Annotated in this window: 12 protein-coding genes and 1 riboswitch; of the genes, 1 reads left to right on the forward strand and 11 read right to left on the reverse strand. The window is 69.5% G+C overall.

Annotation, left to right across the window (positions count from 1 at the left end):
* Positions 1 to 29: 29 nt before the first annotated feature.
* Positions 30 to 2,915 carry an aminomethyl-transferring glycine dehydrogenase gene (gene gcvP / locus ACZ61E_RS25845; RefSeq protein ID WP_469702253.1) on the reverse strand — a complete coding sequence of 962 codons (2,886 nt, stop codon included), beginning with the start codon at positions 2,913 to 2,915 and terminating at the stop codon, positions 30 to 32.
* A 178-nt stretch (positions 2,916 to 3,093) separates the two neighbouring features.
* A riboswitch (glycine riboswitch) is annotated at positions 3,094 to 3,192 on the reverse strand.
* Positions 3,193 to 3,304: 112 nt separating this feature from the next.
* Between gcvP and ACZ61E_RS25850 the strand changes: the two genes are divergently transcribed.
* Positions 3,305 to 3,703 carry a PRC-barrel domain-containing protein gene (locus ACZ61E_RS25850; protein WP_469702254.1) on the forward strand — a complete coding sequence of 133 codons (399 nt, stop codon included), beginning with the start codon at positions 3,305 to 3,307 and terminating at the stop codon, positions 3,701 to 3,703.
* Positions 3,704 to 3,716: 13 nt separating this feature from the next.
* On the opposite strand, the gene ACZ61E_RS25855 is transcribed toward ACZ61E_RS25850, so the two are convergent.
* The 10 genes from ACZ61E_RS25855 to pgsA all read right to left on the reverse strand — a co-directional run bounded on the left by ACZ61E_RS25855 (position 3,717) and on the right by pgsA (position 13,595).
* Positions 3,717 to 5,156 (reverse strand): DNA polymerase IV, encoded by a 1,440-nt coding sequence (locus ACZ61E_RS25855; RefSeq protein ID WP_469702255.1) that lies wholly within the window; start codon positions 5,154 to 5,156, stop codon positions 3,717 to 3,719.
* A gap of 47 nt (positions 5,157 to 5,203) precedes the next feature.
* A complete protein-coding gene (locus tag ACZ61E_RS25860; protein ID WP_469702256.1) occupies positions 5,204 to 5,770 on the reverse strand; it encodes a MerR family transcriptional regulator in 567 nt (188 codons plus the stop codon).
* A gap of 185 nt (positions 5,771 to 5,955) precedes the next feature.
* Positions 5,956 to 6,429, reverse strand: coding sequence for a bifunctional nuclease family protein (locus ACZ61E_RS25865; RefSeq protein WP_031232239.1), 474 nt, complete (start codon positions 6,427 to 6,429; stop codon positions 5,956 to 5,958).
* Between the two features lie 54 nt (positions 6,430 to 6,483).
* The gene (gene ftsR / locus ACZ61E_RS25870) at positions 6,484 to 7,236 is read right to left on the reverse strand and encodes a transcriptional regulator FtsR (protein WP_469702257.1); all 753 of its coding nucleotides are present in this window, start codon (positions 7,234 to 7,236) and stop codon (positions 6,484 to 6,486) included.
* A gap of 17 nt (positions 7,237 to 7,253) precedes the next feature.
* Entirely contained in the window at positions 7,254 to 8,060 is an 807-nt protein-coding gene (locus tag ACZ61E_RS25875) for an FHA domain-containing protein (RefSeq protein WP_469702258.1), read from the reverse strand.
* A 193-nt stretch (positions 8,061 to 8,253) separates the two neighbouring features.
* Entirely contained in the window at positions 8,254 to 9,024 is a 771-nt protein-coding gene (locus tag ACZ61E_RS25880) for a DUF881 domain-containing protein (RefSeq protein WP_469702259.1), read from the reverse strand.
* Positions 9,021 to 9,353, reverse strand: coding sequence for a small basic family protein (locus tag ACZ61E_RS25885; protein WP_023543062.1), 333 nt, complete (start codon positions 9,351 to 9,353; stop codon positions 9,021 to 9,023). The genes ACZ61E_RS25880 and ACZ61E_RS25885 overlap by 4 nt, the downstream gene beginning before the upstream one ends.
* Entirely contained in the window at positions 9,350 to 10,279 is a 930-nt protein-coding gene (locus ACZ61E_RS25890; protein WP_469702260.1) for a DUF881 domain-containing protein, read from the reverse strand. The genes ACZ61E_RS25885 and ACZ61E_RS25890 overlap by 4 nt, the downstream gene beginning before the upstream one ends.
* A 97-nt stretch (positions 10,280 to 10,376) precedes the next feature.
* Positions 10,377 to 12,872, reverse strand: coding sequence for a sugar phosphate nucleotidyltransferase (locus ACZ61E_RS25895; RefSeq protein WP_469702261.1), 2,496 nt, complete (start codon positions 12,870 to 12,872; stop codon positions 10,377 to 10,379).
* 114 nt (positions 12,873 to 12,986) lie between these two features.
* Positions 12,987 to 13,595, reverse strand: coding sequence for a CDP-diacylglycerol--glycerol-3-phosphate 3-phosphatidyltransferase (pgsA, locus tag ACZ61E_RS25900; RefSeq protein WP_469702262.1), 609 nt, complete (start codon positions 13,593 to 13,595; stop codon positions 12,987 to 12,989).
* Positions 13,596 to 13,788: the final 193 nt, after the last annotated feature.

Consider the following 13,788-nt stretch of genomic DNA (forward strand, 5'->3'; position numbering starts at 1 on the left):
TACCGGCCCCGACGGAGTTGTGCCGTCCGTCAGTTGTCGTAGTCGTCCAGCGGCGGGCACGAGCAGACGAGATTGCGGTCACCGAACGCACCGTCGATACGGCGGACCGGCGGCCAGTACTTGTCTGCCGGCGAGACATCACCCGGGAAGACCGCCTCCTGACGGCTGTAGGCGTGCTCCCACTCCCCGCCCAGCGCGGCGGCCGTGTGCGGGGCGTTGCGCAGTGGATTGTCGTCCGCCGGCCACTCCCCCGACGCGACCTTGTCGATCTCGGTACGGATCGCGATCATCGTCTCGCAGAACCGGTCCAGCTCGGCCAGGTCCTCACTCTCGGTGGGCTCGATCATCAGCGTGCCGGCCACCGGGAACGACATGGTCGGCGCGTGGAACCCGTAGTCGATGAGCCGCTTGGCGATGTCGTCGACGCTGACGCCGGTCGCCTTCGACAGCGGACGCAGATCCACGATGCACTCGTGGGCGACGAGTCCGCCCGGACCCGCGTACAGGACCGGGAAGTGCGGCTCCAGACGCTTGGCGATGTAGTTGGCGGCCAGGACGGCGACCTGCGTGGCGCGCTTCAGGCCCTCGCCGCCCATCAGCCGTACGTACGCCCAGGAGATCGGCAGGATGCCGGCCGAGCCCCAGGGGGCGGCCGAGATCGGTCCGACACCCGTCGCGGGTCCCGCCGCGGGCTGGAGCGGATGGTTGGGCAGGTACGGCGCGAGGTGGGCGCGCACGCCGACCGGGCCGACACCGGGTCCGCCGCCGCCGTGCGGGATGCAGAAGGTCTTGTGAAGGTTCAGGTGCGAGACGTCGGAGCCGAACCGGCCCGGCTTCGCCAGCCCCACCAGCGCGTTGAGGTTGGCGCCGTCGACGTAGACCTGACCGCCGGCGTCGTGCACCGCCGCGCAGATGTCGGTGATGTGCTCCTCGAACACGCCGTGCGTGGAGGGGTAGGTGACCATCAGGACGGCAAGTTCGTCACCGTACTGCTCGATCTTCGCGTGCAGGTCCTCGACGTCGACGTCACCGTCCTCGCGGGTCTTCACGACGACGACCTTCATACCGGCCATGACGGCGCTGGCGGCGTTCGTGCCGTGCGCGGACGACGGGATGAGACAGACGGTACGGCCGGTGTCGCCATTGGCCCTGTGGTACGCCCGCACGGCCAGCAGCCCGGCCAGCTCGCCCTGCGAGCCCGCGTTGGGCTGGAGGGACACCGCGTCGTAGCCGGTGACCTCCGCGAGACGCTCCTCCAGCTCCCGGATCAGCGTGAGATAACCGCGCGCCTGGTCGGCCGGCGCGAAGGGGTGCAGCGCAGCGAACTCCGGCCAGGTCACCGGCTCCATCTCGGTGGTGGCGTTGAGCTTCATGGTGCAGGAGCCGAGGGGGATCATGCCCCGGTCCAGGGCGTAGTCCTTGTCGGCGAGGCGGCGCAGGTAGCGCAGCATCGCGGTCTCGGAGCGGTGCTGGTGGAAGACCGGGTGCGTGAGGTAGTCGTCGGTGCGCAGCAGGGCCGTCGGCAGCGCGTCGCGGGACGCCGCGTCCAGGGCCTCGATGTCGCCCTTGACGCCGAAGGCGGTCCACACGGCGGTGAGCTGGGCGCGTCCGGTGGTCTCGTCGCAGGCGAGCGAGACGAGGTCGGCGTCGACGAGGCGGAGGTTGACCCCGCCCTCGCGGGCGGCGGCCACCACGTCGGCGGCCCGGCCCGGGACCCGTGCCGTCAGCGTGTCGAAGAAGGAGCCGTGCAGGACCTCGACACCGCCGGCGCGCAGACCGTCGGCGAGGACGGTCGCGTAGCGGTGGGTGCGCTCGGCGATCGCGCGCAGCCCGTCGGGGCCGTGGTAGACGGCGTACATTCCCGCCATCACGGCGAGCAGCACCTGTGCGGTGCAGATGTTGCTGGTGGCCTTCTCGCGCCGGATGTGCTGCTCACGGGTCTGCAACGCGAGCCGGTACGCCTTGTTGCCGTCGGCGTCCACGGAGACACCGACGAGCCGTCCGGGCAGGCTGCGGGCGAACTTCTCGCGTACGGCCATGAATCCGGCGTGCGGTCCGCCGAAGCCCATGGGGACGCCGAAGCGCTGGGTGGTGCCGACGGCGATGTCCGCGCCCAGTTCCCCGGGTGAGGTGAGCAGCGTGAGGGCGAGCAGGTCGGCGGCGACGGTGACCACGGCGCCCAGTTCGTGCGCCTGGTCGATGACGGGCTTGATGTCCCGTACGGCGCCGGAGGCACCCGGGTACTGGACGAGCACGCCGAAGACACCGCGCTCGGCGGCCTCGGCGGGAATCCCGTCCGACAGGTCGGCGACGACGACATCGACACCGGCGGGTTCGGCGCGGGTGCGGATCACGGCGACGGTCTGCGGCAGGGCGTCGGCGTCGACCAGGAAGACGCCGTCCTTGACCTTGCCGACCCGGCGGGCCAGCGCCATGGCCTCGGCGGCGGCCGTTCCCTCGTCCAGCAGGGAGGCACCGGACGTCGGCAGACCGGTCAGATCGGCCACGACGGTCTGGAAGTTGAGCAGGGCCTCCAGACGGCCCTGGGAGATCTCGGGCTGGTACGGCGTGTACGCGGTGTACCAGGCGGGGTTCTCCATCACGTTGCGCAGGATCACCGGCGGTGTGAACGTGCCGTAGTAGCCGAGGCCGATCATCGGCGCGAGGACCTTGTTGCGGTCGGCGAGGGAGCGCAGCTCCGCCAGGACCTCGGCCTCGGTGCGCGCGTCGGGCAGCCGGAGGGCCTCGGCGCTCTTGATCACGTCGGGCACCGCGGCGGCGGTCAGCTCGTCGAGCGAGCCGTAGCCGACCTGCGCGAGCATCTTCGCCTGGGCGGCGGTGTCGGGGCCGATGTGACGCCGCTCGAAGGGCGTGCCGCGCTCCAGCTGGGAGAGCGGCGTGCGGTGGTCTGTCATACGGGAGGCCTCCTGGTCTGGCGCGACCTGCGAGGGGCACCGGTACACGGGTGCCCGGACGGCCTCCCCCTCTGTCACATCAACCTGAGAGTTTCACCGGTCCGCCGCGAGGCGGTCCGGCTTTCACCGTCGGTGAGAACCGATGCCGTCCGACACCTGTTCTGCTTTCCAGAGTGACCTCGTCCATGCGGTACGGGGGCCTGAGAGTTTCCGGGGAGGATTTGCTCCTTCGGCGCCTCCGGCAGTCTCACCGGATGGGCTCTCCCGCACGGGGTCGACAGCCACTGGCCAGCCTACCAGCGAGGTCTCGCCACGGAGTTCGAGTGGCCGATACCCGTAATGTGCCGTTTCGTAGGGTGAGGGAGTGTGTGCGACCAGTTGGAGGGACCGTGCAGACCGACATCGATCCGCGCAGCCTGATCGGCCGCAAGGCGTACGACCGCGACGGCCACAAGATCGGCACCGTCGACGAGGTGTACCTGGACGACGCGACCGGCGTGCCGGAGTGGGCGGCGGTACGGACCGGGCTGTTCAGCCGGGACGCGTTCGTGCCGCTGGCCCCCAGCACCTTCCGCAACGAGACGCTGCACGTGCCTTACGAACGCGGCCTGATCAAGGGCGCCCCCGACTTCGGTGTCGGCCGCCACCTCTCCCCCGACCAGGAGATCCAGCTCTACCACCACTACCGGCTGGCCCTGCCGGAACCGGCGGCCCCGGAGACCCCGCCCCGTCCGGCGGACCGCGACTTCGGCCGTGTGGCCGGCCGCGACGAACCGGGCACCGGCTGAGGGACAGACCTGATCAGGGCGTGTCCCCGGAGTCCCGCCGCCCGGGGGACGGCGCCACCGGACCGGGCGACGCCGGGACCAGTGGCAGCGGCTCCGACAGCGCCAGGTCGGGGTCGTCCGTACGGAACGTGCGCACCCGCCCCGGCGCCACCGACGTCGGCTCCTCGAACCGTACGGTGACCCGCCCCACGCCGCTGCCCTGCACCCATCCCGCGCCGAACTCGGCATGCCGCACGTCGTGCCCCGCGGGCCAGTGCCGCTCGGTGACCTCCTCGGGGTCGGACGCCGGATCCGGCCCCTGTCCGGGCCGCGGCCCGGACTCCACCTCCGCCACCACCACGGGGACCGCCTCGTCACCGGTACCCATGGCTCCCGCGTCGGCCGCCGCCTGCGCGAACAGGTCCTCCTGCGTGTAGTCGGTCAGCCCCGTCACCCCCACCCCCAGCAGCCGCACGCCTCCGGTGGTGTCCAGGGACTCCAGCAGCCTCCCCGCGGCCTCCCGGACCACGACCGGGTCGTCCGTGGGCCCGCGGAGCGTCTCGGAGCGGGTGAGCGTCGAGAAGTCGTACCGCCGGACCTTGAGGACGATCGTCCGGCCCGAGTGCCCGGACCCCCGGAGCCGCCGCACACAGCGGTCCGCCAGCCGGTCCACCTCCGTCCTGACCCGCACCCGGTCGTGCAGGTCGATGTCGAAGGTGTCCTCGACGGAGACGGACTTGGTCTCACGCTCGGCGACCACCGGCCGGTCGTCGTGGCCCGACGCCATCCGGTACAGCGACGCGCCGTGCGCCCTCCCCACCAGCCGTACGAGCTCGTCCTCGCCGGCCTCCGTCAGATCGGCGATCGTGGTCATCCCCGCCCGGCGCAGGTGCCCGCCGGTGGCCGGCCCCACCCCGGGCAGCGTCCGTACGCTCATCGGCCCCAGAAGCTCCCGCTCCGTACCCGGTTCCATGAGCACCAGTCCGTCCGGTTTGGCCTGTTCGGAGGCGATCTTCGCGAGCATCTTGGACCCGGCGAGACCCACCGAACCGGTCAGGCCGGTCACCGCCCTGATCTCACGGCGCAGCCGCTCACCGGTCGCCCGCGCCGACGCCGAGTCGAAGGCCGATCCGCCGGCCTCCAGATCGACGAACGCCTCGTCCAGGCTCAGCGGCTCCACCAGCGGTGACAGCCGGCCCAGGAGCTCCATCACCTGCTCGCTGACCGTGCGGTAGAGCGTGAAGCGCGGCACCAGATACGCCGCGTTCGGCGCGAGCCGTCTCGCCTGCGCCATCGGCATGGCCGAGTGGATCCCGAACCGCCGCGCCTCGTACGACGCCGTCGAGACGACACCGCGCGGCCCGAGCCCTCCGACGACGACCGGCTTTCCGCGCAGGCTCGGCTTCGCGGCCTGCTCGGCGGCCGCGAAGAAGGCATCCATGTCCAGATGCAGGATGGTCGGCGCGGGTCTCACCCCACCGATGCTCCCCTACACCACTGACAATCGCCCCGGAGCGGGCCTCAGACGGCCCGGTCGCGGCGTCTGCGGGCGAGTTCGTCGGCGGGGTTGTGACCGATCAGGGTCTCGCCGGTGTCGACGCGCTCCCCGTGCAGCTGGGAGAGCGCCGCCTCCACGTCCCGCCACACCACCCCGACGGCGATGCCGAAGATGCCCTGACCGCCCTGGAGGAGGTTCACGACCTCGTCCGGGGACAAGCACTCGTACACCGTCGCGCCGTCGCTCATGAGCGTCATGCGCTCCAGATCCGCCGCCTCGCGCCCGCACAGGTGCCGCAGGGCCGCCCGGATGTTCTGGAGGGCGACGCCGGTGTCCAGGAAGCGCTTCACGATCTTCAGGAAGACGACGTCCCGGAAGCTGTAGAGGCGCTGGGAGCCCGACCCGCGGGCGGGGCGCACACTCGGCTCGACCAACCCTGTGCGCGCCCAGTAGTCCAACTGGCGGTACGTGATGCCCGCCGCCGCGCAGGCGGTCGGTCCCCGGTAGCCGACCGTGTCGGTCGTGGGGTCGGACGCACTGCCGTGAAGCGGGTACGGCTCGTTCGCCGTACCGTCGCCGCTGCTTCTCACACCGACCTCCGTCCTTGACCTGCCCCGTCGAAGGTAAGCAGTCCCCACGGGCGCGTCAACGATCGCCACGCTGGGCACGCCGGGTGATAATCACCCTGAGAGTGGTTTCGCGTGCCCCGTGGCCGGGAAAGGCTGGTCGGATGCGCCGGCGGAGCCCGGTGTGACGGTCGTCGGCCGTGCACCGCTCACTGGCTGTTGGTCCCGAAATCCTCCGGAGAGATCTGGTCGAGGAATTCACGGAACTTCTCCACCTCGTCCTCCTGCTCGTCGGGGATGGCGATGCCCGCGTCGTCCAGTACGCCGTCACTGCCGTAGATGGGCGTGCCGGTGCGCAGTGCCAGCGCTATGGCGTCGGACGGCCTGGCGCTCACCTCGACCCCGCTCGCGAAGACCAGCTCCGCGTAGAAGACCCCTTCGCGCAGGTCGGTGATGCGCACCTGGGTGAGTTCCTGGCCCACTGCCTCAAGGACATCCTTGAAGAGGTCGTGGGTCAGCGGCCGGGCCGGTGCCATGCCCTGTTGGGCGAAGGCAATAGCGGTAGCCTCCCCAGGCCCGATCCAGATGGGAAGGTACCGGTCGCCTCCCACTTCACGCAGGAGCACGATCGGTTGGTTGGAGGGCATTTCCACCCGGACACCCACGACGTCGAGCTCGTTCACACAGCAACCCTAGGACGTGCCCGGTCGGTTTGGGTAGTCGGACTCCCCCCAAGATCAGGTAAGCCGCACTCCCAGAGCCGTCTGCACCAGTGCCGCGTGCAGCCTCACGGAGAGCGCCGCGAGCTCCTTCGTCGCCGCCTCCGCATGGGCCCTGGTCTGCGGATTACGGTGGCGGCGCAGGGGAGCGACGACCTGCTCGACCAGGCCGGCCTCCCGGTCGGCGGCCGCTTTCACCGCTCGCAGATGCCGTGGTTCCAGGCCGAATCTGCCGAGTTCCGCGACAATTTTCGCCACCGTGACGGTCTCGGAGTCGTAGCCGCCATCCGCCATCGGGGCGATGAGGCCGTACGCCTCCCACTCGTCGAGGTCGCTCTCGCCCGCGTCGGTGGCCGCCAGCAGCTCCGCACGGCCGATCGTCGGGGCGGTGGGCACCTCGGGCTCCGCGTCCCACGCGGAGCCCAGGAGCTCGCCCTGGGCGCCCTGGGAGCCCTGTGCGGGCAGCGGGGGCCTGTCCCCTCGCGAGACGGCGTCGAGATGCTCCCTGATGACCTTGAGCGGCAGATAGTGGTCCCGCTGCATGCGCAGGACCTGGGTGAGGCGCTCGATGTCCTCGGGCCCGAACTTCCGGTACCCCGACGGGGTACGCCGGGGCTCGACGAGACCCTCGGACTCCAGGAACCGGATCTTGGAGATGGTGACCTCGGGGAACTCGTCCCTGAGCTGGGTCAGCACCATGCCGATGCTGACCAGGCGGTCACCCGTGGGGGCGGTGCCGTGACCGGCACCGCCCGTAGGCGGTCGCAGCATGGACCTTCCCTGAAGGGTCACACGCCCCGCTGGCTCGCGTAGAAGACCAGCCGGTACTTGCCGATCTGGACCTCGTCGCCGTTCGACACGGCCACGGCGTCGATCCGCTCCCGGTTGACGTACGTGCCGTTGAGACTGCCGACGTCGGAGACCGTGAAGTGACCCTCGGGGCTCCTGCGGAACTCGACATGCCGCCGGGACACGGTGACGTCGTCGAGGAAGATGTCGCTCTGCGGGTGCCTTCCGGCGGTCGTCAGATCGCCGTCCAGCAGGAACCGGCTGCCCGAGTTGGGGCCCCGGCGCACCACCAGCAGCGCGGAACCGAGCGGAAGCGCGTCCACCGCGGCCTGGGCCTCCGGCGAGAGCGAGGGAACGGCCGTCTGACCGGTCGCCTCCGCCTCGTACGCCTCGAGGCCCGAGATGGAGATGGTCGAAGTCGTCTCCGACGGGCGCTCCGCGGGCGTACCCGCCCTCAGCGGCGCACCGCAGTTGGAGCAGAACCGACTGTCCTGGGTGTTGCGGTGCCCGCACCTCGTGCAAACCGGCAAGGCCGACATGGCCGGACCCTCCTGACCGGGGGGAAACCCTCCACCCGTACTTGAGGTTGATGGTCCACCGAAACCTATGCCGCCCGGGTTCGCGGGGTCAACAGACGACGCGCCCTGACCGCCCGAATTGTCCCCACCGGGGGCGCCCACCTCGTCACGGAAGAGCGGACGCTCGCCGCCCTGCTCCCCGTCCTGGCCGTGGCGCGGTGCGCGATGCCTGGCGTTGCCGCCGTCCTCGCGCGCACTCCTGCCGAACAACTTTCCAAACAACTTCACGGGCGATTCCCCTTGACCTCAACAGACCCGCCCGTGGGGCAGGACGAACCCTGAATGAACACACCTGCCGACTCGGACATCTTCACAACGTCCGTGACCATCAGACAGTTTCCACCACGCACCACACGGAATGTGCGCCGACCCCCCGGAACCTCCTGCCCTCGTCCCCCGGTCCGCATGCACCCCGGCCGCATCACGACGACGACCGAGCGTAGTCAGGCCGCTGCGCGGGTCGCAAGGCGTCGACGACGATCTCGTCCGCCGCCGCGACCGTGGCCGTGGCCTGCTCCTTCTCCAGCGTCTGCACCACACCTCCGGGGATGTTGAGCGCCGGCTCCAGATCCTGTGGTTTGCCGATCACCTTGAAACGGTACGGGGCGCTGATCCGCTTTCCGTCCACCTCGATGTCACCGTCACTGCCGGAGAGGTACGTCGCCGCCACCACCCGGACCCCGTTGACCTGGATCGCCTCGGCGCCGGCCGCCCGCAGTTCCTGGATCGCGTCGAGCAGCATGTCGGAGTCGATGCTGTCGCCGTGGTCCTGGACGGTCAGCGTGATGCCAGGGCCCTGGGCGGCGACCGTACCGGCCAGGATGCCGAGCTGCTGCTCCTTCTCCCGCGTCTGCTTACGCGCCTCCTCGGCCTGGTCGGAACTGGTCTCCAGCTCCGTCTGCTGGTCGTCCAGCCGCTGCTTCTCGTCCTCCAGCCGCTCGGTGCGGCCGTCGAGCTCGTCCAGGATCCGTACGAGGTCCTCCTGGCGCGCGCCGCGCAGCGCGCTGTCGTCGTTGGTCGACCTGACCTGGATGGCGAGACCGAGTCCCAGCACGAACAGCAGGACGGCGACGATCAGCTGGGCCCTGGTGACCCGCGGCGGCCACAGTCCGGCGGCCAGCCGCTGACGACCCGTCAGCTGAGGGGGCGCGGAGGGCGGCGGGGGAGTCTGCTCGCTGTTCACCGGCCTCACGCCCGGAAGACGTGCCGGCGGATCGCGGCAGCGTTGGAGAAGATCCGGATACCGAACACGACGACCACACCGGTGGACAGCTGCGCGCCGACACCGAGCTTGTCACCGAGGAAGACGATGAGCGCCGCCACCACCACGTTCGACAGGAACGACACCACGAAGACCTTGTCGACGAAGATCCCGTCGAGCATGGCCCGAAGCCCCCCGAAGACCGCGTCGAGTGCGGCGACGACGGCGATCGGCAGATAGGGCTCGACCACCGCCGGCACCTCGGGTCGTACCAACAGTCCGACCACGACTCCCACGACGAGGCCAAGTACCGCGATCACGATGTGCCCTTCCCTGTGTCTGCCGCGGCCCCTCCGTCGCCCTTCCCCGGGTCGGCGGCCTTCGGCTCTGCTGTACGTACGATCAGGCTCGGCGCGGCAGGAAGGCGCACCGTCTCCTGGTCGGAAATGCTGGTGCGGACACCGAAGTTCTCCCGCAGCGAGTGCAGGTACTGCCCGTCGGCACTGTCCTGGAAAGCGGTGCTCAGATTCTTCCCGTCCCCCACGGCCAGCACCGTGTACGGCGGCACCAGCGGCTTGTTGTCGACCAGTATGGCCTCACCGGCGGCCCTGATCGCCGAAAGTGCCGTCAGACGCTGGCCGTTGATGGACACCGCCTCGGCGCCGGACTCCCACAGACCGTTGACGATCTGCTGCATGTCCCGGTCCCTGACCCGGCCGTTGTCCGAGAAGTTGGTGCTCTCGCGGGGGCCGCCCGCACTCTCGTCGGCGGTCTTCGCGTCGTCGACGACCAGCTTCACGCCCGGCCCCTCGACCTCCGTGGCCCCCGACAGCAGGGCCACCAGCTCGCCCTGCTCACCCCCGTGGTCACGCAGCGCCTCGCGCTGCTGGGCGCCCACCTCGTCACGCAGCTTGTCCACCGTGCGTTCGAGGGTGTCCGCGGTGGCCGTCTCGGCGTCGATCCGGTCGATCAGCTCTTCCCGCTCCTTGGCCACGACCGGCGCGTCGATACGCGCCTCCGCCGCGCCCACGGTGACCACCAGGGCCGCCAGTACGAGCCCCGCGGCCAGGCCCAGCTTCGACCGGAGCGTACGGGGCAGCCCGCCGTCCTCCGCGTCCCTGCGGGCCGCGGCCTCGGCGTAACCGTCGTCCAGGCTGTGGTCCATCACGTTGTTCAGCAGCGACATGGACGCGTCGGGACGCCGGGGTGGCGACGGTGTGCTCCGAACGGGTGGCTGCTGCGGCATGCCGCACATCGTCGCACGGCGCGGGCGCTACCACCGAATGGCCCCACCGGTGTGCCGGAGGGCGCGGACCGCCCGCCTCCGGCACACCGTCATCAGGTCACTGACCTGCGCTGTCCACGACCGCCGACCACTCGTCGAGCAGCGCCTGGGCAGAGGCGTCATCCGGCCCCTCGGCCCACAGATGAGTGACGGCCTCGGCGGGCGCGGGAAGCACCATCACCCACCGTCCGTCGGCCTCCACGACCCTGACCCCGTCGGTCGTGTCGACGTCCCGGTCACCGGCCGCCTCGACGACCCGCCGCATCACCAGCCCCTTGACGGCCCAGGGGGTCGCCAGGTCCCTGCGCAGCACATGGGCGCGGGGAATGCGGGCGTCGATCTGGCTGAGCGTGAGCTGCGTACGCGCGACCAGACCCAGCAGCCGCACGAAGGCCGCCGTGCCGTCGAGGAGACTGCTGAACTCGGGAACGATGAAAGCCCCGCGACCGTCGCCGCCGAAGATCGTGGCATCCTCGCGGCCCACGCGTGTCAGATCGTCGGGCGACGTGGTCGTCCACTCGACCTGCGTCCCGTGGTAGGCGGCGACCTGCTCGGCGATCCTGGTGGTCGTCACGGGCAGCGCCACGCGCCCGCTGCGGCGCTCGGCGGCGACCAGGTCGAGCAGCACCAGCAGGGCACGGTCGTCCTCGATGATCCGGCCGCGCTCGTCGACGAGCGACAGCCGCTCACCCACGGGGTCGAACCGCACACCGAACGACGCCCGCGCCGAGGCCACGATCTCGCCCAGCCTCACCAGACCGGACCTGCGCGACTCGACGGTCTCCGTGGGACGCGCCTCGTCGAGGCCCGGGTTGATGGTCAGGGCGTCGACCCCGAGCCGTCCGAGGAGACTCGGCAGAACGAGGCCGGCGCTTCCGTTGGACGCGTCGACGACGACCTTGAGATCGGCCTCGGCGATCCCGGACGTGTCGACGTTCCTGAGCAGTGAGCCGGTGTACGAGTCGAAGACGCTCGCCGGGAAGTGCAGGTCCCCGATCTCACCGGGGAAGGCCCTGCGGTACTCCTGCCTCGCGTAGACGCGGTCCAGCTTGCGCTGCCCGCCCTGCGAGAGGTCGGCGCCCCGCTCGTCGAAGAACATGATGTCGACGGAGTCGGGCACACCCGGCGTCGTCCGGATCATGATGCCTCCGGCACTGCCCCGCCCCGTCTGCTGGCGGGCGACGGGCAGGGGGACGTTCTCCAGGTCCCGTACGTCGATGGCGCTGGCCTGGAGCGCGGAGATCACGGCCCGCTTCAGAGCACGCGCACCTCGCGAGTGGTCGCGCGCCGTGGTGACCGTGGAGCCCTTCTTCAGAGTCGTCGCGTACGCGCCCGCCAGCCGGACGGCCAGCTCGGGCGTGATCTCGACGTTGAGGATTCCGGAGACACCGCGTGCGCCGAAGAGATGCGCCTGTCCCCGGGACTCCCAGATCACCGAGGTGTTGACGAACGCGCCGGCCTCGATCGTCTTGAACGGATACACCCGGACATTGCCCTGGATGATGGATTCCTCGCCGACGAGACACTCGTCGCCGATGACCGCGCCGTCCTCGATCCGGGAGGCCCGCATGATGTCGGTGTTCTTGCCGATCACGCAGCCACGCAGATTGCTGTGCTGCCCGATGTACACGTTGTCGTGGACGACGGCCCGGTGGAGAAAGGCCCCGGACTTGACGACCACGTTGGACCCGATGACGGTGTGCTCGCGAATCTCGGCGTCCGCCTCGACCTTGGCGTAGTCACCGATGTAGAGCGGACCGCGGAGAACGGCGTCCGGATGGACCTCGGCCCCCTCGGCCACCCACACTCCCGGGGAGATCTCGAACCCGTCGAGATCGACGTCGACCTTCCCCTCCAGGACATCGGCCTGGGCCTTCACATAGCTCTCGTGCGTCCCGACGTCCTCCCAGTAGCCCTCGGCGATATAGCCGTAGACGGGCTTGCCCTCCTTCATGAGCTGGGGGAAGACCTCGCCCGACCAGTCGACCGAGGTGTCGGCCTCGACATAGTCGAAGACCTCGGGCTCCATCACATAGATACCGGTGTTCACCGTGTCCGAGAACACCTGACCCCAGGTGGGCTTCTCCAGGAAGCGCTCGACCTTGCCCTCCTCGTCCACGATCGTGATGCCGAACTCCAGTGGATTCGGTACACGCGTCAGACACACCGTGACCAGTGCGCCCTTCTCCTTGTGGAAGGCGATGAGGTCCGTGAGGTCGAAGTCGGTGAGGGCGTCACCGGAAATGACGAGAAAAGCATCGTCCTTGAGCGCCTCTTCGGCGTTCTTCACACTCCCCGCAGTGCCGAGCGGCTTCTCCTCATTGGCATAGGTGAGCTCCATTCCGAGCTCTTCGCCGTCGCCGAAATAGTTCTTCACGAGAGAGGCGAGAAACTGAACGGTGACAACGGTCTCACTGAGCCCGTGCCGCTTGAGCAAACGCAGCACATGCTCCATGATCGGCCGATTTGCCACCGGCAGCAACGGCTTGGGCATGCTCGAGGTCATGGGACGAAGACGTGTGCCTTCGCCACCAGCCATCACGACTGCCTTCATGTCGGAAGCGTCCTCCTTGAAAAGACGGTCTCGCCGACGTCACCCATCTGAACAGGCCGCATGGCAGGTATCAGGTGCGGGCCGGCGACTCTGCACGGCACCACATCGACGAGCTCAATCGGCCACTCTGTCCGCTCTGACGAGTCGGCGGACCTGGACCACGTAGAGGATCCCTGCCCACCAATACAGAGTTGTACCCCATCCAGCGAACGCCCATCCGAAAACTTCGGCAAGTGCTGCGAGCCATCCGTTGCCGTCACTGAGCAGCAGCAACGGGAACGCGTACATCAAGTTGAAGGTAGCCGCCTTTCCCAGGAAGTTCACCTGGGGAGGCGGATAGCCGTGCCTGCGGAGGATTCCCACCATCACCAGGAGCATCAGCTCACGGGCCAGGAGAGCCGCGGTCAGCCAGAGGGGCAGGATCTCGCGCCAGGTGAGGCCGACGAGGGTGGAGAGGATGTACAGGCGGTCGGCAGCCGGGTCCAGAAGGCGCCCGAGATTGCTGATCTGGTTCCAGCGACGGGCGAGGTGACCGTCGAGATAGTCGGTCACCCCGCTGAGCATCAGTACGAGCAGTGCCCAGCCGTCGCTGTTCGGCCCGCCGAACTCCGGACGGAGGATGAGCCACAGGAAGAGCGGTACGCCCAAGAGGCGAGCCATGCTCAGGATGTTGGGGATGGTGAACACCCGATCCGTCTGGACGCGGGTCTCCTGAACCTCCACCCGGGGGCCTCCTGTGCGGGGATGTACCTACGATGCCCCCTGACCCTACCCGGCGGGACCGCCGGCGGATGCCGTGGGGTTTGTTGGGGTGCTGTTCTTGAACGCAGGAATGCCCCGCACCAACAGGTGCGGGGCATTCCCCAAAGATTGTTCGGCGGCGTCCTACTCTCCCACAGGGTCCCCCCTGCAGTAC

The organism is Streptomyces sp. NPDC104581 (assembly GCF_055583685.1).